Raw genomic sequence first — 21,181 nt, forward strand, 5'->3', positions numbered from 1 at the left:
AAATAAAGAAATCCGTCCATTTTTGGACAGATTTCATCATTATTACCAAATAATCACGCGATCTTCTGGGGCACGCCACATGCCGTCGCCCTCTTTAACGTCAAATTCCTTGTGGAATTCGTCGAAGTTTGGTAGTTGAACATTGGTACGGAGTTTTCCTGGTGCGTGGACATCAACACTTGCAAGAAGTTGCATATATTCTGTCCGAGCTTTCATGCGCCAGATGCGAGCAAAGTTGGTGAAGAATTCTTCTGCTGAAAAATTCTCCTCTTTCTTAGCGGCTTCAAGGGCTGCAGCGATGCCTCCAAGGTCCGCTACGTTTTCAGAAACAGTCAATTTCCCATTAATCTTAGCACCATAAGAGTCTTGGCCTTCAAACTGATCGATAACTTTTTGGGTACGAGCGGTAAAGGCTTCGTAATCTTCTGGCTTCCACCAGTCTTTCAAGCTACCATTCTCATCAAAGGAAGCACCATTGGTATCAAAGGCGTGTGAAATTTCATGAGCAATGACCGCACCAATTCCACCGTAGTTAGCTGAGGAAGATTGATGAAGGTCATAGAAAGGTGCCTGCAAAATCGCAGCGGGGAAGACGATTTGATTTTGTTGCGGATCATAGTAGGCATTGACCATATTTGCTGACATGTGCCACTCGCTCCGATCAACTGGTTGGTTCCACTTACTCCAGCTATGAGCAATTGAAATTTCATAAAGGGCTTGAGCATTTTCCACCAAGGTCTTGCTCTCGTCGATGATCTTCTTGGCATACGTTTCTGGTAATTTTTCAGGGTAGCCAATATGAGGTGTGATGACATTGAGCTTGACAATGGCTTTTTTACGAGTCTCAGGAGCGAGCCAGTCTGCTTTTTCTAGACGATCCTTGTAGACCTCAATCATGGTCGCTACTTTATGCTCCACGTCTGCTTTTGCTTCTGGTGAGAATTTTTCACCTGCATACCAGAGTCCAAGCGCTTGGCTATATGGTACTTCTGCTATTGATAAGGCTGCTTTTTCTTTTGGACGAGGTTCTGGAATACCTGCAATCGTACGACTATATTCACCAGCCAAAACACGGATTTCTTCGGTCAAGAATAAAGTCCAAGAAAGAGCTGCACCGAGTTTCAATTTGGCATGAATGCTCTCCCAGTTGGTTGCTGAGTAGAACTTTGGCGCGAATTCCTTCCAGAAACGCTCTTCTGGGACGATAATTTTATCTGGTGTTTGTCCAATGACTTCCGTAAAGAAGGCATCGAGTGGCAATTCTGGAACCAAGGCCTTAAAATCTGCCCATTCATAGGGATGATAGAGTTTGTTGTACTCTGATTTTTCTTCGTTTGACAAGACATACTTGGCCAATTCTACATCCGCTGCAATGACCTTATCCAAGATATCCTTGATTTCTGCCTCTGAGAAGTCAAATTTTGGTAAGAGTTTTTCCATCATCTGGCGCCAGATAGCCAACAATTCTGGACCTTTTTCATTACCTTCTTCATAATAGGTTGTATCTGGCAAAATCAAACTAAGCGCTTCTCCCCACAGGACATTCATTTGCGCATTCATAAAGTCTGGTGACACGCCAAATGGCATGAGATTAGGTTTGCCAGCTAGTTCATAGGTGCCCAACTTGCTGGTATAGTCTTCAAAAGAAGACAGAGCCTTGATTTCATTGATCAAGGGCATGGCTGGAGCCACACCAGCTGCTTCTCGTGCATCAAAATCAGCTACCATCTTGTGGTATTTGACAAAGTTTTGCAGAATGCTATCTTCAGGCAATTCTTCTCCTCTTTGCCATTTTCCAGTGATATCCAACATCAAGTTTTCGATATCTCGATCCAAGTCCATAAAGCCACCAGTCGAAGGTTTATCATCTGGAATGACTGCTGTCTCAGCCCATTCCCCATTGACGTAATCATAAAAATCATCTTGTAAGCGTGTCATTACACTTCCTCCATCAACATTAAAAGTGCTTTCATTATAACAAAATTCCCCAGCAAAAGCATTTACTGAGGAAAGTTTGGCTTATTTTACTAAGATTGCTAGGGTTTGATAAGGCTTCAAAATTATCTTTTCAGCAAGCTCTGCATCGTCATAGTTTGACAAGAGCACACGCCCTGCTTGGTATTCTGCTGGAATCGCCACTTCAGCTTCACTTCCATAGAAATGATTGAGTACCAAGAGTTTTTGACCGTCTAAGTAGCGTTCAAAGGCGTAGACTTCTTGACTATCCTCAAATGCTGGCTGATAGCTTCCTTCTGAAATAATAGGCATTTCTTTGCGCAAGCGAATCAATTCTTTATAGAATTTAAAGATTGGTCCATCGATTTCATTTTCAACGTTGATGTCTTTATAAGATTTACCAACTTTCAACCATGGAGTGCCTGTTGAAAAACCTGCATTCTCAGAAGCATCCCATTGCATGGGTGTACGCGAATTATCTCGTGACTTAGCTTGAATAATCTTAAAGGCTTCCTCAGGAGACTTACCTTGGTCCAAAAGCATCTGGTAGGCATTGATGGATTCCACATCCACGTAATCTGCCATAGAATCATAATCTGGATCTATCATCCCGATTTCTTCACCCATGTAGATATAAGGTGTTCCACGTGATAGGTGAAGGCTAGCTGCTAGCATGGTCGCTCCTTCATTACGAAAGTTCTTAATATCCACAAAGCGATTCAAGGCACGAGGTTGGTCATGGTTATTCCAGAAAAGGGCACTCCAACCACCTCGTTCACTCATTTCCTTACCCCAGGTATGATAGAGACGTTTGAGCTCTTCAAAATCAAAGGGAGCAATAGTCCATTTTTGACCATCTTCATAATCTACTTTAAGATGATGGAAGTTAAAGGCCATAGACAACTCGTGACGCTCCGGTGCTGAATAGAGAACACAGTTGTCAATGGTTGTCGAGGACATCTCTCCAACTGTCATAAAGCTATCATCAGAACCAAAGGTCGCTTCATTCATCATACGAAGATAGTCATGGACAATTGGTTTATCCGTATAAGCTGGTTTCCCTTCATTTTCAGGGCAATCCACTAAGACTTCATCTTTCCCAATCAAATTGATCACATCGAAACGGAAGCCTTTGACTCCCTTGTCACGCCAGAAGTTGACCACCTTGAACAACTCCTTACGGACATTGGGATTGCGCCAATTAAGGTCCGCCTGTGTTTCATCAAAGAGGTGAAGATAGTATTTCCCTGTATCTCCAAAAGGAGCCCAGGCAGAACCACCAAATTTAGACAACCAATCGGTTGGTTGGTCCTGAATAAAGAAGAAATCTTGATAATACTGGTCTCCAGCCAAAGCTTTTTGGAACCACTCATGCTCCGTTGAGCAATGGTTGAGCACCATATCTAACATGAAATCAATCTTGTGCTCTTTTCCGACACGGACCATTTCTTCAAAATCAGTCATGTCTCCAAAGACAGGATTAACGGCTGTATAGTCTGAAATATCGTAACCATTGTCACGTTGTGGGCTCGGATAGAAAGGATTGAGCCAAACCATATCCACGCCTAACTCTGATAGATAAGGAATTTTTTCAATGATGCCTCTGAAGTCACCGATTCCATTTCCTGTAGTGTCCTTATATGATTTTGGATAAATTTGGTATACAACCTTTGTTTTATCTAATGCCATGTAATTTTCCTCTTTTGTTCTTTATATGTAGAGGTGGAACCGTAACGTCTCCACCCCTTAGCTTATTTTGTTCGATGAGCAATCATGAGAGCATCACCACGTTTGATATCACGTGGAAGATCCCCTTCAACATCTGCTTGGAAATCATCTTGATTTGTAATGATAACTGGAGTCTCAGTGACCAAACCAGCCTTTTTAATAACATCCATATCAAAACTAATCAATTGTTGACCAACAACAACTTTATCACCTTGTTCAACATGAGCCACAAAACCTTTTCCGTCAAGGCTAACGGTATCCATACCAATGTGCATTAGCATTTCAACACCTTCTTCAGAAACGATGCCTACGGCGTGCTTAGTTGGGAAGAGTACTGTCACTGTACCATTTACTGGTGAAACCAATTCGCCTTGACTTGGTTCGATGACTACCCCCTGTCCCATGACACCTGATGAGAAAACTGGGTCTGTGGCTTGGCCAAGTGGTTTAACTTGACCAGCAAGTGGGCTAACAACCTCTGCTGATTCAGCAAGAACTGTTGGAGTCGCAGTATGTGATGCAAATTCAGCCTCTTCTTGAGCTGCAAATTCTTCCTTAAGTTCTGTATCATCTTCTGTCTTAGTAAAGAGACCCGCCTTGCGGAAGAAGAAAGTTAGGACCATAGGTACAATGATAGCAACAAGCATTATTGCTGCAAATGGAATCATATATTTAGGTTGAATTGATAGGATACCAGGCAAACCACCAATACCGATAGAGGCCGCTGTAACGTTAAAGGTTACTGATAAAAGACCTGCGATAGAGGAACCAATCATACCCGCAACAAATGGGTAAATATATTTGACGTTAACCCCGAAGAGGGCTGGTTCTGTAACACCAAGATAAGCTGAAATAGTAGCTGGAAGTGAAATTTGAGCCTCACGTTCATCATGACGATGCATAATATAGTAAGCAAAAACAGCTGAACCTTGAGCAATATTTGATAGAGCAATCATAGGCCAAAGAGCTGTTCCACCAGCATCTGCAATTAACTGAGTATCGATAGCATTGGTCATATGGTGAAGACCAGTAATAACGAACGGCGCATAAAGTGCACCAAAAACAGCACCGAAAAGCCATTTTACAGGACCTGTCAAACCAGCAAGAACCACTGTTGAAAGGGCTTGGCCAATAGTCCAACCAATAGGACCTAAAACAGTATGAGCCAAAATAAGGGCTGGAATCAATGACAAGAACGGTACAAAAATCATTGATACTACTTCTGGTACATGTTTACGCCAGAAAATTTCAAGATAAGAAAGTGATAAACCAGCAAGAAGGGCTGGAATAACTTGCGCTTGATAACCTATACGATTAACAGTAAAGAATCCAAAATCCCAAACCCAATTCTTAGCAATTTCAGACGCTGGTGTCGATGCTACTGAATAAGCGTTAAGCAATTGTGGTGACACCAGACAGATCCCCAAAACAATTCCAAGAATTTGGCTAGTTCCCATTTTACGAGAAACAGACCAAGTAATACCTACAGGCAAGAATTGGAAAATAGCTTCACCAGGTAGCCATAAGAAATGATTCACACCTGACCAGAACTGCGAAACCTCGGTAATTGTCTTACCGTCAAGCATTGACCAATGCACACCCTCAAGAACGTTACGGAAACCAAGAATCAATCCCCCAACGATAAGGGCTGGAATAATAGGTGTAAAGATCTCCGCTAAGGTTGTCATAACACGCTGAACTGGATTTTGGTTGCTCTTAGCAGCTGATTTAGCAGCCTCTTTAGAAACACCTTCAATCCCTGATACAGCTGTGAAATCGTTATAAAAGATTGGCACATCATTACCAATGATAACTTGGAATTGACCTGCATTGGTGAAAGTCCCCTTAACAGCAGGAATGGCTTCGATTGTTTTCACATCTGCCTTCTTGTCATCACCAAGAACGAAACGCATACGCGTCGCACAGTGAGTAACAGCAGTCACATTTTCTTTACCACCGATTGCAGCAAGCAGATCTTTGGCTTCTTGTTCAAATTTACCCATTTGAATCTCCTTTTCTTTTTTGACAATATCTGATTGACTTGATAAACTAATTGTAAACGGTTGCAAATTTGTCTGCAAGTGTTCCGGAATTTTTTTAACATATTTTTTGAAAAAAACATTAGTTGTATGTTTTTTTACCTACAAATGAGGAGAGCGATGAAAAAATACCAGATTATTTATAAGGATTTAGAGATAGCTATCCATGATCAAAAATATCAAGTGGGAGACTTTCTCCCGACCGAGCAAGAACTGGGTCAATCTTACCAGGTTAGTCGAGACACTATACGAAAAGCATTAACCTTACTCGTTGAAGAAGGCTTGGTCAAAAAGATTCATGGCTCTGGCTCCCAGGTTATTAACCAGGAACAAATCAACTTTCCTGTGTCTGACCTTACTAGTTACCAGGAGCTAATAGTACAACAAGGCCTTAATTCGCAAACCAACGTTATTTCTCTGGATAAAATCATCGTTGATTCCAAACTCTCAGAAAGAACTGGGTTTTCTAATAGCCGACAGGTCTGGCGTGTTGTTCGTCAAAGAGTCGTCGATAGCTGCGCCTCTGTTATAGATATTGATTACCTAGATACTAGCCTTGTTCCTCAACTAAACCGTAGCATTGCTGAACACTCTATTTACGACTACATCGAGAATCAGCTCAACCTTAGCATTTCCCACGCCTTTAAAGAAATCACTATTGATAATGCTACCGATCAAGATAAGATTCTTATCGACCTAGGTAAAGACCAGCACGTTGTTTGTATCCGTTCTAAAGTTTATTTAACTAATGGAAAACAGTTCCAATTTACGGAAAGTCGCCACAAACTTGAAAAATTCAAATTTGTCGATTATGCCAAGCGTCGTCATTGAAAGAAAGGGCTCTGCTCACAGAAAAAGTATCGGACAAGAATGTCCGATACTTTTTAGTTTTTACGGATAGGATCTGCTAGATACTCAGCACGAGCTCCACCAATTAACTTAGGACGACTCGCCAAAGCAGTCACATGAGCACCACCTAATTCTGGAGTAATCGGGCGAAGAGGAACTTGGACCCTCTTCACATGCATACCAATAGAGGTATCCCCAATATCGATACCAGCCTGAGCGACAATTTCCTCCACCTCAACAGGATCCTTCATATAGTCGAAAGCAGCCAGCTGACCACTTCCCCCAGCATGCAAGGTCGGAAGAACATTAACAATTTCCAAATCTTTAGCCATGGCGAGCTCACGCTCAACAACCAAAGCACGATTCAGATGTTCGCAGCCTTGAACAGCCAGGTAAATTCCTTTAGATTCCAAAACTTCAAGAATCGTTTTCACAATTCGTTGGCCAATTTCACGGCTAGAGGCTTTTCCGATTATCCCACCAGCGACCTCACTGGAAGACAATCCCAAGACAAAGATAGCTCCTCGCCCAATAGCGGAACGTTCAACAATATCTTCTACAAGCACACGTGTCTTCTCTTCTAAATCTAGCAACATCACAACAGCCCTCCTTTAGACAACAGCTGTATTCAGGATTCGCACAATAAGATAGTACAGAATCACAAAAAAGATAAGGAAAAATCCCCCTAATAATAATAACTGCCCACGGCGTTTCTTACTTAGATCCCAAGAGAAACCAAATCCCATCAAAAAAGGACCAACACTATAACTTAACATAAACCATAAATCTACGCGTGCTATATGCCAAAAAGAAGAAATAAAGGCCACTAAACCTATTAAGGATAATATCCAAGAAAACTCCCAACAATCTGATTTAGCAAAAGCCAAGCCTATTAAGAAGCAGCCCAAGGCAGGCATGATAATAAATGATAGGGTCATAAAATAAAACATGCCATTATTATAGCATGTTTTACAGTTTCATGTTAGTGGCGGTTAATGACACCATAAGCAATAGTGAATGCAATAGCAGCAATACCCACAACGATTGCCATGACAGCCCAGAAAATAGTCATCGCACGGCGTCCCTTGCGATTGTTGAAAGGAAGTCCCCAACCAATCATGATGACACCTAGCAATCCAAGCCAGATTTTATAAGTGATAACAATCGCCGCATCAAAATAGGCAAAAGCAACCAAACCTAAACCTAGCAAAGAAATCAAATAAGACCACTTACCCTTCAAAAATGAAGGCAAGGCCCAACCAAATAACACTAAACCTAGTAGAGCAAGAGCTCCACCACCAAAAAATACAGGTACAATATAATTATCAAACATATTCATATTATAGCATATCTTAAAAAGTTAGGAAATAGAATCTATCAACCAAAGCCATATCCAATCTTTAAAATTTGTTTCCTCTCAATCACAGATTGATTCGCAGATACTAACTATTTATTTGGGTACAAAAAAACAAGACCCAGAAAGGACCTTGTTTTAATAGCCTAATTGCGCTTTGTTTGCACTACATCTATAATCAAAAGGAACTGAGATTTAGAAAGTGTGGCAAATTTGTGGCAAAACATAAGAAAAAGGCTTGTCCATATTGGACAAACCCTTTATTTTCAAGCTTATATAGTCTAATTAAGCTTTGTTTGCTGAACCGAATACGTCGATACGTTCTTCAACAGCTTCTGTAATAGCTTCGAAACCTGGTTTCAAGAATTTACGTGGGTCGAAGAGTTTCTTCTTGTCGTATTCTGCTTCATTTGCTTCGTATTCAGCAACAAATTTACGTGTTGCGTTAGCAAATGCGATTTGACATTCAGTGTTAACGTTAACTTTAGCAACACCAAGTTTGATAGCTTCTTGGATTTGATCATCAGGAATACCTGATCCACCGTGCAATACGATTGGGAAGTTAGGAACAGCTTCTGTCAATTTTTGCAAGTGGTCAAGGTGAAGTCCGCTCCAGTTTTCTGGGTAAGGACCGTGGATGTTACCGATACCTGCTGCAAGGAAGTCGATACCAGTTGCAACCATAGCTTTAGCATCTTCGATTGGTGCCAATTCACCATCACCGATGATACCATCTTCTTCACCACCGATTGTACCAACTTCAGCTTCAACTGATACACCGTTAGCGTGTGCAAATTCAACAACTTTAGCTGCTTTTTCAAGGTTTTCTTCAACTGGAAGGTGTGAACCGTCAAACATAACTGAAGTGTAACCTACACGGATACATTCCAAAGCGTCATTGTAGTGACCGTGGTCAAGGTGAATAGCAACTGGTACAGTGATACCCATTGATTCAACCAATTCTTCGATAAGGACTTTACACAATTTGTAACCACCCATGTACTTAGCTGCACCCATAGAAGTTTGGATAAGTACTGGAGCTTGTTTAGCTTCTGCTGCACGCAAGATAGCTTGAGTCCACTCAAGGTTGTTTGTGTTAAATCCACCAACTGCGTAACCATTATCACGAGCTGCTTGGACAAATTTTTCTGCTGAAACGATTGCCATTATAAAGGCCTCCTATATTTTTTTGGGTTTGAACCCGTTTACAAGTTTATTCTATCACAATTGAACTCAAAAAACTAGCTTTTCTACAATTTGTAAGCGTTTTGATTTTTTAATACAAAAAAACCAGTCATGTGACTGGTTACTCTGCGGAAAGAGGGACTTGAACCCTCACGACCTAAAGCGGTCACAGGATCCTTAGTCCTGCGCGTCTGCCAATTCCGCCATTTCCGCTAACAACATTAGTTATTATATCAAGATTGACAACTCGTGTCAATACTTTTTTGAAAGTTTTTTAATAACTTTCTCTTGTCTCTTTCGAAACAACTATTATATAATACCATTTATTGTTTGCTGACGTCAATACTTTTTTGACTTTTTTTAAATTTTTTAGCAAAAACTATCTATCATATCTCTTGTCAAAGGTTAAGCTAAACTCTTATTCAGCCTATCTAATTTCTCTCTAAGGGGAGCTAAGTAAACTTCTTCTCCAAAACCACGCAATTTTAAGCCATCCTCAGCACAAGACAATAACGATTCTGTCAAAGGTAAAATCATTTTGAGGTCTGTAGCAGAAATATCTTTTTTCGAAAATAAACGACGAATTCTAGGGTAATCATAGTCAAGTGCTTCAAAAAAAGGTGAGTCATTTAAAATATTTTCTAGATTTACCAAATTGACTAAAAGACCAAGGTGAAAGGCTGCTGGCGCAAAGGTTGATGAGAAAGGTTGGGTACAAACACTGCGAAACTCAACGGTTCCCCTAGTCGTTAAGTCTTGAAATTGATAAGAACGGTGAGTCTTAAAATCTTCCTCACTTGGTTCAATAGTGACTACTTCGCCACGAATAGAGTGTGCTTTGATAGATGGCGTACTCAGATAGTCTTTAGCGCGTATTGGTTCAAAATAGTAAGTTTCGTCACCACGCTTAGCAGTAAAAAGGGCTGTCTCAGACAAGTAAGAAAAATAGTCATCTTCATTCTTAAATACCTTAGGAAATACTCCTGCATTTTCCTCAAACACACCATGCATGGAATTCTCCCAGAAAACATCACGGGAAAGCGCTAAATCCCAATCAGAACCCCAAAACTCAGAGTTTGCCAATAATACTGCCTTGGGTCCCTCTATTTGGTTAAAAGCATTTAAGACTCTTAAATAGGATGTTTTTGAAACATCTAATTGTACCTGACTCCCACAGATGAAAGAAGCATATTCTGGATAATCATGAAAGAAAGGATCGTTCTTTGCTTTAGATAGCTCGAGAAAATCCATAAGCATTTCATAACGAGGAGATTTAACAGGTCTGTTGTCATTTTTTGCCCAGTTTGGATTCACTCCCCAACCTTGCAACTCATGATTATGATTCTGAAGATAGGATTGGATTATACTGAGGTAAGTATCCAGACGTTCCTCAACCTCAGAAATTCTCTCAGCCTTTGCAAAAGCAAACTCGATCGTATTGTACGAAACTTCAAAAAGAATCATGTCTCCAGAAACTTTATCGATAAGCTGAATAGGATTATTATAAGAATCATACTTATCAGCTTGAAAATCAAAATTATCCAAAAGATAGACTAGTAACTGTTTTGTAAGAGAGACATCTGTAGCATTACCACTCAAATTAACAACTGGGTATTCCAACTCAATCCCCACAAATAATTCGGGTTGCTCCTTAATTGGCTCATAGTACCTTTGCTTAAGCAGTTCCTTGGCTGTTGTCAAAATAATGTCCCCCTTTTTAAAATAAGCTTATTCCATTATATCAAAATATTCAGACGATTTATAGACAAAAAAACGCCTGCTTACGAAAAATAACCGTATTACCTTTCGTAAACAAGCGTTACATGCTTATTTATTCCCATTTTTATGATGAGTGTTCCCGCTAGGCGTATGCCCAGCGGTAGACCAGAGCTAGACTAAGAAAAGCTAAGCTATTCCATCATCATAACACTCAACAAAATTGATAAAAATTAAACAAGTTCGATGATTGCCATTGGGGCAGCATCGCCACGACGTGGTTCTGTTTTAAGGATACGAGTGTATCCACCGTTACGTTCAGCATAACGAGGTGCGATTTCTGAGAAAAGTTTTTGAAGAGCAGTTGTTGATGTATATTTATCAGTTGCTTCATCATAGCTTTCAGATGCAATTTCGTTACGTACAAATGCAGCTGCTTGACGACGTGCGTGCAAATCACCACGTTTACCAAGAGTAATCATTTTTTCAACTGTTTTACGGATTTCTTTAGCACGTGCTTCAGTTGTAACGATTGCTTCGTTAATGATAAGATCTGTAGTCAAATCACGAAGAACCGCTTTACGTTGTGAGCTTGTGCGTCCAAGTTTACGGTAAGCCATGTTATCCTCCTATATTATTATTTATCGTTTTTGAGTCCAAGTCCAAGATCAGCCAACTTAACTTTGACTTCTTCAAGAGATTTACGACCTAGGTTACGGACTTTCATCATTTCAGGCTCAGTTTTTTCTGTCAAATCATGAACGGTATTAATACCGGCACGTTTCAAACAGTTATATGAGCGTACAGACAAATCAAGTTCTTCGATGGTACGGTCAAGCACCTTTTCATCGTTCACTTTTTCAGTTTCTTTCATTACATCAGTAGCTTTAGCAACATCAGTAAGGTCAGTAAACAAGTTCAAGTGTTCAATCAAAACGCGAGCCGAGAGACCGAGGGCATCTTCAGGGATGATTGTTCCGTTTGTCATGATTTCGATTGTCAATTTATCAAAACCATCATTGCTACCTACACGGGCAGGTTCAACTTGATAATTGACTTTTTTCACTGGTGTGTAGATTGAATCTACAGCCAATGTTCCCACTGGTGCATCGTCTTTCTTGTTTTCATCTGCTGGAACATAACCACGGTTTGTAGCTACTGTCATAGTCGCTTTCAAAGAAGCGCCGTCAGCGATAGTGAAAAGATAATGATCAGGGTTAACAATTTCAATGTCGCTATCAGTCAAGATGTCTCCAGCAGTAACTTCAGCTGGACCTTGGACATCAAGTTCAATTGTCTTTTCGTCTTCGACGTAAGATTTTACAGCAAGTCCTTTAATATTAAGGATGATTTGCATCACGTCTTCACGGACGCCTGGTACGGTATCAAATTCGTGGAGTACTCCATCAATCTTAATTGATGTTACGGCAGCACCTGGAAGTGATGACAAAAGTACACGACGAAGAGAGTTACCCAAAGTTGTACCATAACCACGTTCTAGTGGTTCGATGACAAATTTGCCGTAATCTTTATTTTCATCAATTTTTGTTATTATTGGTTTTTCAAACTCAATCATTTATTATACTCCCTCGAAACGAACCTTGTGTACTATTGTTATTAAAGATTACACACGACGACGTTTTGGAGGACGACAACCATTATGTGGTACAGGTGTTACATCACGGATTGCTGTTACTTCAAGACCTGCAGCAGCAAGAGCACGGATAGCAGACTCACGACCTGAACCAGGACCTTTAACAGTTACTTCAACTGTTTTAAGACCATGTTCTTGTGCAGATTTAGCAGCAGCTTCTGAAGCCATTTGTGCAGCAAATGGTGTAGATTTACGAGAACCTTTGAAACCAAGAGCACCAGCTGATGACCATGCTACAGCGTTACCATGCACATCTGTAATCATAACAATAGTGTTATTGAAAGTAGCGTGAATGTGAGCAATACCAGATTCGATATTCTTTTTCACACGACGTTTACGTGTTGGTTTAGCCAATGTTTTTACCTCCTATTTTATTTTAATTATTTTTTCTTACCTGCAATCGCAACAGCTTTACCTTTACGAGTGCGGGCATTGTTTTTAGTGTTTTGTCCACGGACAGGAAGTCCACGACGGTGACGGATACCACGGTATGAACCGATTTCCATCAAACGTTTGATGTTAAGGTTAACTTCACGACGAAGGTCACCTTCAACTTTGATTGCATCCACTTCGCGACGGATAGCGTCTTCTTGATCATTTGTCAAATCTTTAACGCGGATGTCTTCAGAAACGCCTGCAGCAGCCAAGATTTTCTTAGATGTTGCAAGTCCGATACCGTATACGTAAGTAAGTGAAATTACTACACGTTTATCGTTTGGAATGTCAACTCCAGCAATACGAGCCATGATTTCTCCTTTCTATATTATCCTTGACGTTGTTTGTGTTTTGGATTTGTTGGACAAATTACCATAACACGACCGTTACGACGAATAACTTTACAGTATTCGCAAATTGGTTTAACCGATGGTCTTACCTTCATGTTTCAATCCCTCCAATTATTTCGATTATTTAAAGCGGTATGTGATGCGTCCACGTGTCAAATCATAAGGACTCATTTCAACAGTCACACGGTCACCGACCAAAATACGAATGTAGTTTTTACGGATTTTACCAGAAACTGTCGCCAAAATTTGGTGTCCATTTTCCAATTCAACAGTAAACATAGCATTAGGCATAGTTTCTACAACTTTACCTTCAATTTCAATCACGTCTTCTTTTGCCACGCAAAAGTACCCCCTAAAATTTCGATTTGATTTCCTCTGAGCACAGAGGTAACAATTATAAGTCAGACTAAAGTATTATAACATGCTTAAGTCTGATACGCAAGTAAGATTATATAATTATTTAATTGCTGCAATCGCTTTTTTAACATCAGCGAATACATCGTCGATATCTTGGTTACCTTGAATATCTGATACAAGACCAAGCTCACGGTAATGTGCAATAATTGGCTCACCTTGAGCAATATTCACATCCAAGCGGCGTTTCACTGTTTCTGGTTTGTCATCTTCACGTTGGTAATAGTCTTCTTCCTTGTAGTCAGCTGGTGGGTTGAATACTTTATGGTAAGTTTCACCTGTTTCGCGGTGAATAATACGACCACTCAAGCGTTCAAGAAGGCAAGATGGATCCACTTCGATATTGATTACTCCATCAAGCTCCAAACCAAGATCAACCAAGATTTGATCCAAGGAATGAGCTTGTTCGATTGTGCGAGGAAAACCATCCAAAAGGAATCCTTTTTCCTTAATGTCGTCTTGAGCCAAACGCTCTTTAACGATTCCGTTTGTTACTTCATCTGGTACCAATTCACCTTTATCGATGAATGATTTGGCCAAAACACCCATTTCAGTTTGGTTAGCCATAGCAGCACGGAACATATCACCAGTTGAGATGTGAGCTACACCAAATTCTTCAACAATTTTTGCAGCTTGAGTCCCTTTACCAGCACCTGGTAGACCCATAATTAAAAGATTCATCTTACGAACTCCTTATTTTTGTTTTCAAATAACTCTATCAAGGTTTTAACACATTGGTAGAGTTATCAAAAAACAAAAGAGAAGGGACAGAAAGTAACCTTTCTTTCCCTCTCAATTGTTCATGAGAAGACTTAGTCTTCAAGATTCATAAATCCAACGTACTGACGTTTCAATAGGTAACCTTCGAGTTGTTTCATACCTTCGATACCAGTTGAAATCAAGATCAAGAGAGATGTACCACCAAGCGCGATTGAGCTTGTAAGGTGCATAAACTGTTGAGCCGCAATTGGAGCCAATGAAATAAACGCGAGAAATACAGCCCCGATTGTTGCCAATCTCTTAAGCAATGAAGACATGTACTTTTCAGTCTCACGACCTGGACGAACACTAGGAATGTAAGACCCATTCTTTTGAAGATTTTCAGCAGTTTTTTCAGGATTTACTTGGACAAATGTGTAGAAGAATGAGAATAAGATAATCAATATCGCATAAGTAATCATTCCACTAGGTGTATTATACGAGAGTAGTCCTTGTAAGTGTGATAACCATGTAACCTTCGAGAAGAATGGAAGAATAGTACTAGGAATTGTTGTAATCGAGCTAGCAAAGATAACGGGAATAACACCAGCTGGATTTACTTTCAATGGAAGGTAAGAACTCGTTGGAGCCCCTTGAACCAATTTAGTATATTGAATTGGAATTTGATATTCTGCCTGTTGAACAAAGGTCGTAAAGAAGACAATCGCCAAACCTACCACAATTAACAAAGCAACTATGATATATGAACGAGTCAATTCTCCTGAACGAACATTGACAAAGAAATCCTCGTAAATCGTTGAGAACATTTTTGGAATAGAAGCAATAATCCCTGAAAAGATAATCATTGACACACCATTACCAAAACCTTTATCTGTGATTTGTTCACCAAGCCATGTCACAATTATGCTACCAGCAGTTAGAATTGTCCCAATCAATAGGTAGGTTGAAACATTTGGTGTTTTAACCAATGAAATTGATGAGAGAGTATTAAAACTTGCTGTAATACCAATCGATTGAACAAAGGCTAAAACAAGAGTAATATAGCGAGTCGCTTGGTTCAATTTACGACGACCAACTTCCCCTTGTTTGCCCCACTCCACAAATTTCGGATAGATATCCATCTGCAAAAGTTGGACGATGATTGATGCTGTAATGTAAGGACTAACCCCCATCGAGAAGATTGAGAAGTTATTCATGGCATTACCAGACACCAAGTTAAGCATGTTCAAGAAAGGTAAATCGCTTAATTGTTTCAAACTTTCCGCATTGATACCAGGAACTGTTACATGAGTCCCTACACGAAAAACGAAAATAATGAAGATTGTAAATAAAATCTTATTACGAACGTTTTTGACTTTCAATGCGTCTTTTAATAGTTTAAAGAACATAATGAGTTACCCCTCATTAGATGACTTCGATTGAACCACCTTTAGCAGTGATAGCTGCTTCAGCAGATTTTGAGAATTTAGCTGCTTTAACAGTCAATTTCTTAGTCAATTCGCCGTTACCAAGAACTTTAACGCCTGATTTTTCAGCACGAACGATTCCAGCTTCTTTAAGAACTGCTGGAGTTACTACTGTACCATCTTCAAAGACGTTCAATTGATCAAGGTTTACAAGTGCGTATTCTTTAGCGTTGATGTTAGTGAATCCGCGTTTTGGAAGACGACGGAACAATGGAGTTTGTCCACCTTCAAATCCTGGACGTACGCCACCACCGCTACGAGCTTTTTGACCTTTTTGACCACGGCCTGAAGTTTTACCGTTACCAGATGAAGTACCACGACCTACACGGTTGCGGACTTTACGAGAACCTTCAGCAGGTTTCAATTCATGAAGTTTCATTATTATTTTCTCCTCTTTTTGTAAAATGCTAGCGCCTCTAACCAAGTAAGGTAGCTTGATTAGAAACTCGCCTATACATGAAATTCAGTTTAAGTCGCAAGGTAACCCTCACGACTTAAATCAATTTTTATTTAACGTCTTCTACAGTTACCAAGTGAGATACTGCGTTGACCATACCACGGATAGCAGCGTTGTCTTCTTTAACAACTGAGCTATTCAATTTACCAAGTCCAAGAGCAACAACTGTTTTACGTTGTTCTGGTTTGCGTCCGATTGGAGACTTAGTCAAAGTAATTTTAATTTGAGCCATTGTTATCTCCTTTCTTATGCCAAGTCAGATACTGAGATGCCACGAAGAGCCGCAACTTCTTCAGCACGTTTAAGTTGTTTCAATCCTTCAACAGTCGCACGAACGATGTTGATTGGAGTGTTTGAACCGAGTGATTTAGATGTTACATCAGCAACACCAGCCAATTCGATGACGGCACGAACTGCACCACCAGCGGCAACCCCAGCCCCTTCAACAGCTGGTTTCAACAATACTTTCGCTCCACCAAATTCTGAACGAACTTCGTGAGGAATAGTTGTACCAACCATAGGAACTTCGATAAGGTTTTTCTTAGCTGCTTCAACTGCTTTACGGATAGCTTCTGGAACCTCTTGAGATTTACCAGTACCAAATCCTACGCGACCATTACGGTCACCAACAACAACAAGAGCAGCAAAACGCATGTTGCGTCCACCTTTTACAACTTTAGTAACACGGTTGATAGCAACTACGCGTTCTTCAAGTTCTACTGCATTATCTTTAAATGCCATTATTAAGTGTCCTCCCTATTAGAATTTCAATCCGTTTTCACGAGCTGAGTCAGCCAAAGCTTTAACACGTCCGTGATAGAGATATCCACCGCGGTCAAACACCACTTCAGAAATACCTTTAGCTACTGCGCGTTCAGCAACAAGTTTACCGACAACAACGGCTTGTTCTGTTTTAGTTCCTTTAGAAACTTCTTTATCAAGAGTTGATGCACTTGCGAGCGTTACACCCGCTACGTCATCAATAACTTGAGCGTAGATGCCTGTATTAGAACGGAAAATGTTCAAACGTGGGCGATCAGCAGTTCCAGAGAGTTTTCCGCGAACGCGACGGTGGCGTTTTTGGCGGAGTTTGTTTTTATCTGGTTTCGAAATCACAATTTTCACCTCTTAATTATAATGCTAGCTCATGAGAGCTTTTGGTAAAGTGACAATCCACAAAGAATTGCCATAAGGATAGAATCCTATTATTTACCAGTTTTACCTTCTTTACGACGTACGTATTCACCAACGTAACGGATACCTTTACCTTTGTAAGGTTCTGGTGAACGAAGGCTACGGATGTAAGCTGCTGTCTGACCAACAACTTCTTTGTTAATACCACTTACAACGATTGAAGTTGCAGATGGTACTTCAAAAGTAATACCTTCTGGAGCTTCAACTTCGTCTTGGTGAGATTTACCAACTGAAAGAACAAGTTTTGTTCCTTGGAGTTGCGCACGATATCCGACACCGCGCATTTCAAGTTCTTTTTTGAAACCTTCAGAAACACCAACAACCATGTTGTTCAAGTTTGCACGTGAAGTACCGTGGATTGTTTTGTTTTCTTTTGAGTCGTTTGGACGGTGAAGTGTAACTTCATTGCCTTCAACTTTGATTTCAATGTTTTTGTTAAACTCACGAGTGAGTTCGCCTTTAGGTCCTTTAACAGTAACAACGTTATCGTTGTTTGTTACTTCAACACCAGCAGGCAAAGTAATAACTTTATTACCAATACGTGACATAGTATTTAATTCTCCTGTTAGATTATCAAGCCACAAAGTGACTAGTTTTCACGGGGATGAGTTTCATAGAATATAATCAACGAAACTCGCACAAATCATTGAGATAAGTGCTTAGTATCAACTTCTTACCAAACGTAAGCGATAACTTCTCCACCAACGTTCTTTTGACGAGCTTCTTTATCAGTCAAAAGACCTTCTGAAGTAGAGATGATCGCGATTCCAAGTCCGTTAAGAACTTTAGGAACATCTTCACGTTTAGAGTAAACACGAAGACCTGGTTTAGAAATACGTTTCAAGTTAGTGATAACACGTTCACCGTTTTGTCCGTATTTCAAGAATACGCGGATGATACCTTGTTTGTCATCTTCGATAACTTCAACATTTTTTACGAAACCTTCACGTTTAAGGATTTCAGCGATACCTTTTTTAATGTTTGATGCAGGTACTTCAAGTACTTCGTGTTTAGCTTGGTTAGCGTTACGAATACGTGTCAAGAAATCTGCAATTGGGTCAGTCATAACCATTTTATATTTTCTCCTCTTACTAGTAGTTTGAATAATTCACTTGCTAGTTAATGATTGAGCTAGGCTCAGATTGTGTTAAATACATTCAAATTAGGTGAAACTAACTTAAATGTACCATGTTTTTTACCAAGAAGCTTTGGTAACACCTGGAATTTGACCTTTGTAAGCCAATTCACGGAAGCAAACACGGCAAAGTTTAAATTTGCGATAAACTGAGTGTGGACGTCCACAACGTTCGCAACGAGTGTAAGCTTGCGTAGAGAACTTCGCAGGGCGTTTGTTCTTAGCAATCATTGATTTTTTAGCCAATTTATTTACCTCCTAGATTATTTTGCAAAAGGCATTCCAAGGCCTTTAAGCAATTCACGACCTTCTTCGTCAGTGTTAGCAGTAGTTACGATAACGATATCCATACCACGTACTTTATCAACATCGTCGAAGTTGATTTCTGGGAAGATAAGTTGTTCTTTAACACCAAGTGTGTAGTTACCACGTCCATCAAATGATTTAGTTGGAACACCATGGAAGTCACGAACACGTGGAAGTGATACTGATACCAATTTATCCAAGAATTCGTACATGCGTTCACCACGAAGGGTAACTTTAGCACCGATCGCTACACCTTCACGAAGACGGAAGCCAGCGATTGATTTCTTAGCTTTAGTAATCAATGGTTTTTGACCTGAAATAAGTGCCAACTCAGCAGCAGCTTTTTCAAGAGTTTTAGCGTTGTTTACAGCTTCACCAACACCCATGTTGATAACGATTTTATCAACTTTTGGCACAGCCATAACTGAAGAATAATTGAATTTTTCAGTCAAAGCTGGAATTACTTCGTTAGTGTATTTTTCTTTAAGACGGTTAGCCATTTAATACTTTCTCCTTTCCTTCGTGATTAGTCAAGCACTTCGCCTGATTTTTTGTTGTAACGAACTTTTTTGCCGTCAACAACTTTGTAACCTACACGTCCAGCTACACCGTTCTTGTCAAGAACTTGAACGTTTGAAGCGTGGATTGGTGCTTCTTTTTCCACGATAGCACCTTGAGGGTTTTCAGCTGATGGTTTTTGGTGTTTTTTGATGATTGCAACACCTTCAACAACAACTTTATTTACTTTTGGAAGAGCTTTAAGAACTACTGCTTCAGTTCCTTTGTCTTTACCAGCAATAACGCGAACTTTATCGCCTTTTTTTACAAACATTTGAGTATTTCTCCTATTATTTCTTACGCCCTAATGGGCACCCTGAACATTTCAGGGGACTAAGTTTGTGTTAATTCAGATTAAAGTACTTCTGGCGCCAAAGATACGATACGCATGTATCCACCTTCACGCAATTCACGTGCAACAGGGCCAAAGATACGAGTTCCACGAGGAGTTTTGTCATCGCGGATGATTACTGCAGCGTTGTCATCAAACTTGATGTATGAACCGTCTGGACGGCGAGCACCAGTTTTTGTACGAACGATAACAGCTTTAACAACATCACCTTTTTTAACAGCTCCACCTGGTGTAGCTTGTTTAACAGTTGCAACGATAACGTCGCCGATGTTAGCGAATTTACGTCCTGAACCACCAAGAACTTTGATAGTCAAGATTTCACGAGCACCGCTATTATCAGCAACTTTTAAGCGACTTTCTTGTTGAATCATTTCAATTGTCTCCTTTTAGTTTTATTAGATAATAACAGCTTCTTCCACAACTTCTACAAGACGGAAGCGTTTTGTAGCTGAAAGTGGGCGAGTTTCCATGATACGAACGATATCGCCTTCTTTAGCAACGTTGTTTTCATCATGTGCTTTGTATTTTTTAGAATAGTTGATACGTTTACCATAGACTGGGTGGTTACGTTTAGTTTCAACTACAACTGTGATTGTTTTATCCATCTTGTCAGATACTACGCGTCCAACAAGGGTTTTACGTTGATTACGTTCCATTATTAGAATTGCTCCTTTCCCAATCTATTATTTGATTTCAGATTGCACAGTTTTAACACGTGCAATTTGTTTTTTCACTTCGTTCAAACGGGCAGTTTGATCAAGTTGACCTGCTGCAGCTTGGAAACGAAGGTCGAAAAGTTCTTTCTTAAGTTCGTTTTCTTTTTTAGCAAGCTCTTCTTGAGACAAGCCACGAAGCTCAGCAACAAACTTTTTGATTTCTTCAAGTTTCATGTCTTCTCCTTATTCTGCTTCACGTTTCACGAATTTACATTTAACTGGCAATTTGTGGCTAGCAAGACGAAGCGCTTCACGTGCAACTTCTTCAGAAACACCTGCGATTTCGAACATTACTTTACCACGTTTAACTGGTGCTACCCAACCTTCAGGTGCCCCTTTACCAGAACCCATACGTACACCGATAGCTTTAGCAGTGTATGATTTGTGTGGGAAGATCTTAATCCAAACCTTACCACCACGTTTCATGTAACGAGTCATGGCAATACGAGCAGCCTCGATTTGACGGTTTGTAATCCAGTGGCTAGTTGTAGCTTGAAGACCGTATTCACCGAATGATACTTCTTTACCACCTTTAGCCTCACCGCGCATTTTTCCACGGAATTCACGACGGTGTTTAACACGTTTAGGTACTAACAT

The 21,181-nt window shown here is 40.1% G+C and carries 30 protein-coding genes and 1 tRNA gene; 1 reads left to right on the forward strand and 30 read right to left on the reverse strand.

The features are described 5' to 3' along the window. Nucleotides 1-42 precede the first annotated feature (42 nt). The 3 genes from H7U04_RS06035 to treP all read right to left on the reverse strand — a co-directional run bounded on the left by H7U04_RS06035 (nt 43) and on the right by treP (nt 5,687). Nucleotides 43-1,938 carry a M13 family metallopeptidase gene (locus tag H7U04_RS06035; protein WP_201059413.1) on the reverse strand — a complete coding sequence of 632 codons (1,896 nt, stop codon included), beginning with the start codon at nt 1,936-1,938 and terminating at the stop codon, nt 43-45. A gap of 81 nt (nt 1,939-2,019) precedes the next feature. Beyond that, a complete protein-coding gene (treC, locus tag H7U04_RS06040) occupies nt 2,020-3,645 on the reverse strand; it encodes an alpha,alpha-phosphotrehalase (protein WP_201059415.1) in 1,626 nt (541 codons plus the stop codon). 62 nt (nt 3,646-3,707) lie between these two features. Continuing rightward, on the reverse strand, nt 3,708-5,687 hold the full coding sequence (gene treP / locus H7U04_RS06045; RefSeq protein WP_201059417.1) for a PTS system trehalose-specific EIIBC component: 1,980 nt from the start codon (nt 5,685-5,687) through the stop codon (nt 3,708-3,710). Nucleotides 5,688-5,843: 156 nt separating this feature from the next. Here treP and treR point away from each other — a divergent pair, with 156 nt between their 5' ends. Beyond that, entirely contained in the window at nt 5,844-6,554 is a 711-nt protein-coding gene (gene treR, locus H7U04_RS06050) for a trehalose operon repressor (protein ID WP_201059420.1), read from the forward strand. Nucleotides 6,555-6,607: 53 nt separating this feature from the next. Here the strand turns inward: treR and H7U04_RS06055 are convergent, their stop codons facing one another. The 27 genes from H7U04_RS06055 to rplP form a co-directional block, all read right to left on the reverse strand. Then, entirely contained in the window at nt 6,608-7,168 is a 561-nt protein-coding gene (locus tag H7U04_RS06055) for a TIGR01440 family protein (RefSeq protein WP_084915223.1), read from the reverse strand. Between the two features lie 15 nt (nt 7,169-7,183). Beyond that, on the reverse strand, nt 7,184-7,522 hold the full coding sequence (locus H7U04_RS06060; protein ID WP_201059422.1) for a hypothetical protein: 339 nt from the start codon (nt 7,520-7,522) through the stop codon (nt 7,184-7,186). A gap of 32 nt (nt 7,523-7,554) precedes the next feature. Next, a complete protein-coding gene (locus tag H7U04_RS06065; RefSeq protein ID WP_002892073.1) occupies nt 7,555-7,911 on the reverse strand; it encodes a hypothetical protein in 357 nt (118 codons plus the stop codon). Nucleotides 7,912-8,211: 300 nt separating this feature from the next. Beyond that, nucleotides 8,212-9,093, reverse strand: a complete 882-nt coding sequence (locus tag H7U04_RS06070; RefSeq protein ID WP_002885816.1) for a class II fructose-bisphosphate aldolase — start codon at nt 9,091-9,093, stop codon at nt 8,212-8,214. Nucleotides 9,094-9,238: 145 nt separating this feature from the next. Then, nucleotides 9,239-9,324 (reverse strand) — tRNA-Leu (locus H7U04_RS06075). Nucleotides 9,325-9,516: 192 nt separating this feature from the next. Next, nucleotides 9,517-10,812 (reverse strand): gamma-glutamylcysteine synthetase, encoded by a 1,296-nt coding sequence (locus H7U04_RS06080; protein ID WP_110980795.1) that lies wholly within the window; start codon nt 10,810-10,812, stop codon nt 9,517-9,519. A gap of 248 nt (nt 10,813-11,060) precedes the next feature. Beyond that, on the reverse strand, nt 11,061-11,447 hold the full coding sequence (gene rplQ / locus H7U04_RS06085; protein ID WP_002885709.1) for a 50S ribosomal protein L17: 387 nt from the start codon (nt 11,445-11,447) through the stop codon (nt 11,061-11,063). A gap of 17 nt (nt 11,448-11,464) precedes the next feature. Continuing rightward, nucleotides 11,465-12,403, reverse strand: a complete 939-nt coding sequence (locus tag H7U04_RS06090) for a DNA-directed RNA polymerase subunit alpha (RefSeq protein ID WP_002885793.1) — start codon at nt 12,401-12,403, stop codon at nt 11,465-11,467. A 48-nt stretch (nt 12,404-12,451) separates the two neighbouring features. Then, nucleotides 12,452-12,835, reverse strand: a complete 384-nt coding sequence (gene rpsK, locus H7U04_RS06095; protein WP_002885718.1) for a 30S ribosomal protein S11 — start codon at nt 12,833-12,835, stop codon at nt 12,452-12,454. Nucleotides 12,836-12,861: 26 nt separating this feature from the next. After that, complete coding sequence (rpsM, locus tag H7U04_RS06100) at nt 12,862-13,227, reverse strand: 30S ribosomal protein S13 (protein WP_002885820.1); 366 nt, start codon at nt 13,225-13,227, stop codon at nt 12,862-12,864. 17 nt (nt 13,228-13,244) lie between these two features. Next, on the reverse strand, nt 13,245-13,361 hold the full coding sequence (rpmJ, locus tag H7U04_RS06105) for a 50S ribosomal protein L36 (protein WP_000868345.1): 117 nt from the start codon (nt 13,359-13,361) through the stop codon (nt 13,245-13,247). Between the two features lie 25 nt (nt 13,362-13,386). Further along, a complete protein-coding gene (infA, locus tag H7U04_RS11390; RefSeq protein ID WP_001040189.1) occupies nt 13,387-13,605 on the reverse strand; it encodes a translation initiation factor IF-1 in 219 nt (72 codons plus the stop codon). 117 nt (nt 13,606-13,722) lie between these two features. Further along, nucleotides 13,723-14,361 (reverse strand): adenylate kinase, encoded by a 639-nt coding sequence (locus H7U04_RS06115; protein ID WP_048790850.1) that lies wholly within the window; start codon nt 14,359-14,361, stop codon nt 13,723-13,725. A gap of 131 nt (nt 14,362-14,492) precedes the next feature. Continuing rightward, complete coding sequence (secY, locus tag H7U04_RS06120; protein WP_002892081.1) at nt 14,493-15,788, reverse strand: preprotein translocase subunit SecY; 1,296 nt, start codon at nt 15,786-15,788, stop codon at nt 14,493-14,495. Between the two features lie 16 nt (nt 15,789-15,804). Further along, nucleotides 15,805-16,245, reverse strand: coding sequence for a 50S ribosomal protein L15 (rplO, locus tag H7U04_RS06125; RefSeq protein ID WP_110980794.1), 441 nt, complete (start codon nt 16,243-16,245; stop codon nt 15,805-15,807). 127 nt (nt 16,246-16,372) lie between these two features. Then, nucleotides 16,373-16,555, reverse strand: coding sequence for a 50S ribosomal protein L30 (rpmD, locus tag H7U04_RS06130; RefSeq protein WP_002885773.1), 183 nt, complete (start codon nt 16,553-16,555; stop codon nt 16,373-16,375). Nucleotides 16,556-16,569: 14 nt separating this feature from the next. Continuing rightward, nucleotides 16,570-17,064, reverse strand: coding sequence for a 30S ribosomal protein S5 (rpsE, locus tag H7U04_RS06135; RefSeq protein WP_002885626.1), 495 nt, complete (start codon nt 17,062-17,064; stop codon nt 16,570-16,572). An 18-nt stretch (nt 17,065-17,082) separates the two neighbouring features. Continuing rightward, nucleotides 17,083-17,439 (reverse strand): 50S ribosomal protein L18, encoded by a 357-nt coding sequence (rplR, locus tag H7U04_RS06140; protein WP_002885810.1) that lies wholly within the window; start codon nt 17,437-17,439, stop codon nt 17,083-17,085. Nucleotides 17,440-17,528: 89 nt separating this feature from the next. Further along, nucleotides 17,529-18,065 carry a 50S ribosomal protein L6 gene (gene rplF, locus H7U04_RS06145; protein WP_002887056.1) on the reverse strand — a complete coding sequence of 179 codons (537 nt, stop codon included), beginning with the start codon at nt 18,063-18,065 and terminating at the stop codon, nt 17,529-17,531. Between the two features lie 125 nt (nt 18,066-18,190). Continuing rightward, nucleotides 18,191-18,589, reverse strand: a complete 399-nt coding sequence (gene rpsH, locus H7U04_RS06150) for a 30S ribosomal protein S8 (RefSeq protein ID WP_002885642.1) — start codon at nt 18,587-18,589, stop codon at nt 18,191-18,193. A 123-nt stretch (nt 18,590-18,712) separates the two neighbouring features. Continuing rightward, nucleotides 18,713-18,898 (reverse strand): type Z 30S ribosomal protein S14, encoded by a 186-nt coding sequence (locus tag H7U04_RS06155; protein ID WP_001085699.1) that lies wholly within the window; start codon nt 18,896-18,898, stop codon nt 18,713-18,715. A 17-nt stretch (nt 18,899-18,915) separates the two neighbouring features. Continuing rightward, nucleotides 18,916-19,458 (reverse strand): 50S ribosomal protein L5, encoded by a 543-nt coding sequence (gene rplE / locus H7U04_RS06160; protein ID WP_002887058.1) that lies wholly within the window; start codon nt 19,456-19,458, stop codon nt 18,916-18,918. A gap of 26 nt (nt 19,459-19,484) precedes the next feature. Next, the gene (gene rplX, locus H7U04_RS06165) at nt 19,485-19,790 is read right to left on the reverse strand and encodes a 50S ribosomal protein L24 (RefSeq protein ID WP_002885874.1); all 306 of its coding nucleotides are present in this window, start codon (nt 19,788-19,790) and stop codon (nt 19,485-19,487) included. A gap of 80 nt (nt 19,791-19,870) precedes the next feature. After that, nucleotides 19,871-20,239 (reverse strand): 50S ribosomal protein L14, encoded by a 369-nt coding sequence (rplN, locus tag H7U04_RS06170; protein WP_002885711.1) that lies wholly within the window; start codon nt 20,237-20,239, stop codon nt 19,871-19,873. Between the two features lie 24 nt (nt 20,240-20,263). Beyond that, nucleotides 20,264-20,524 carry a 30S ribosomal protein S17 gene (gene rpsQ / locus H7U04_RS06175; protein ID WP_002885836.1) on the reverse strand — a complete coding sequence of 87 codons (261 nt, stop codon included), beginning with the start codon at nt 20,522-20,524 and terminating at the stop codon, nt 20,264-20,266. Between the two features lie 27 nt (nt 20,525-20,551). Then, nucleotides 20,552-20,758: a 50S ribosomal protein L29 gene (gene rpmC, locus H7U04_RS06180; RefSeq protein WP_002885754.1), complete on the reverse strand. Its 207-nt coding sequence runs from the start codon at nt 20,756-20,758 to the stop codon at nt 20,552-20,554. A gap of 9 nt (nt 20,759-20,767) precedes the next feature. Continuing rightward, entirely contained in the window at nt 20,768-21,181 is a 414-nt protein-coding gene (rplP, locus tag H7U04_RS06185) for a 50S ribosomal protein L16 (protein ID WP_000960950.1), read from the reverse strand.

This window comes from Streptococcus sp. 22.1, from assembly GCF_016648645.1.
Lineage (GTDB): Bacteria > Bacillota > Bacilli > Lactobacillales > Streptococcaceae > Streptococcus.

What these genes read in the sequence shown, in the direction of transcription:
- H7U04_RS06035 (WP_201059413.1), bottom strand. Translation starts at nt 1,938, where the DNA reads ATGACACGCTTACAAGATGATTTTTATGATTACGTCAATGGGGAATGG.
- treC (WP_201059415.1), bottom strand. Translation starts at nt 3,645, where the DNA reads ATGGCATTAGATAAAACAAAGGTTGTATACCAAATTTATCCAAAATCA.
- treP (WP_201059417.1), bottom strand. Translation starts at nt 5,687, where the DNA reads ATGGGTAAATTTGAACAAGAAGCCAAAGATCTGCTTGCTGCAATCGGT.
- treR (WP_201059420.1), top strand. Translation starts at nt 5,844, where the DNA reads ATGAAAAAATACCAGATTATTTATAAGGATTTAGAGATAGCTATCCAT.
- H7U04_RS06055 (WP_084915223.1), bottom strand. Translation starts at nt 7,168, where the DNA reads ATGTTGCTAGATTTAGAAGAGAAGACACGTGTGCTTGTAGAAGATATT.
- H7U04_RS06060 (WP_201059422.1), bottom strand. Translation starts at nt 7,522, where the DNA reads ATGTTTTATTTTATGACCCTATCATTTATTATCATGCCTGCCTTGGGC.
- H7U04_RS06065 (WP_002892073.1), bottom strand. Translation starts at nt 7,911, where the DNA reads ATGAATATGTTTGATAATTATATTGTACCTGTATTTTTTGGTGGTGGA.
- H7U04_RS06070 (WP_002885816.1), bottom strand. Translation starts at nt 9,093, where the DNA reads ATGGCAATCGTTTCAGCAGAAAAATTTGTCCAAGCAGCTCGTGATAAT.
- rplQ (WP_002885709.1), bottom strand. Translation starts at nt 11,447, where the DNA reads ATGGCTTACCGTAAACTTGGACGCACAAGCTCACAACGTAAAGCGGTT.
- H7U04_RS06090 (WP_002885793.1), bottom strand. Translation starts at nt 12,403, where the DNA reads ATGATTGAGTTTGAAAAACCAATAATAACAAAAATTGATGAAAATAAA.
- rpsM (WP_002885820.1), bottom strand. Translation starts at nt 13,227, where the DNA reads ATGGCTCGTATTGCTGGAGTTGACATTCCAAACGATAAACGTGTAGTA.
- rpmJ (WP_000868345.1), bottom strand. Translation starts at nt 13,361, where the DNA reads ATGAAGGTAAGACCATCGGTTAAACCAATTTGCGAATACTGTAAAGTT.
- H7U04_RS06115 (WP_048790850.1), bottom strand. Translation starts at nt 14,361, where the DNA reads ATGAATCTTTTAATTATGGGTCTACCAGGTGCTGGTAAAGGGACTCAA.
- secY (WP_002892081.1), bottom strand. Translation starts at nt 15,788, where the DNA reads ATGTTCTTTAAACTATTAAAAGACGCATTGAAAGTCAAAAACGTTCGT.
- rplO (WP_110980794.1), bottom strand. Translation starts at nt 16,245, where the DNA reads ATGAAACTTCATGAATTGAAACCTGCTGAAGGTTCTCGTAAAGTCCGC.
- rpmD (WP_002885773.1), bottom strand. Translation starts at nt 16,555, where the DNA reads ATGGCTCAAATTAAAATTACTTTGACTAAGTCTCCAATCGGACGCAAA.
- rpsE (WP_002885626.1), bottom strand. Translation starts at nt 17,064, where the DNA reads ATGGCATTTAAAGATAATGCAGTAGAACTTGAAGAACGCGTAGTTGCT.
- rplF (WP_002887056.1), bottom strand. Translation starts at nt 18,065, where the DNA reads ATGTCACGTATTGGTAATAAAGTTATTACTTTGCCTGCTGGTGTTGAA.
- rpsH (WP_002885642.1), bottom strand. Translation starts at nt 18,589, where the DNA reads ATGGTTATGACTGACCCAATTGCAGATTTCTTGACACGTATTCGTAAC.
- rplE (WP_002887058.1), bottom strand. Translation starts at nt 19,458, where the DNA reads ATGGCTAACCGTCTTAAAGAAAAATACACTAACGAAGTAATTCCAGCT.
- rplX (WP_002885874.1), bottom strand. Translation starts at nt 19,790, where the DNA reads ATGTTTGTAAAAAAAGGCGATAAAGTTCGCGTTATTGCTGGTAAAGAC.
- rplN (WP_002885711.1), bottom strand. Translation starts at nt 20,239, where the DNA reads ATGATTCAACAAGAAAGTCGCTTAAAAGTTGCTGATAATAGCGGTGCT.
- rpsQ (WP_002885836.1), bottom strand. Translation starts at nt 20,524, where the DNA reads ATGGAACGTAATCAACGTAAAACCCTTGTTGGACGCGTAGTATCTGAC.
- rpmC (WP_002885754.1), bottom strand. Translation starts at nt 20,758, where the DNA reads ATGAAACTTGAAGAAATCAAAAAGTTTGTTGCTGAGCTTCGTGGCTTG.
- rplP (WP_000960950.1), bottom strand. Translation starts at nt 21,181, where the DNA reads ATGTTAGTACCTAAACGTGTTAAACACCGTCGTGAATTCCGTGGAAAA.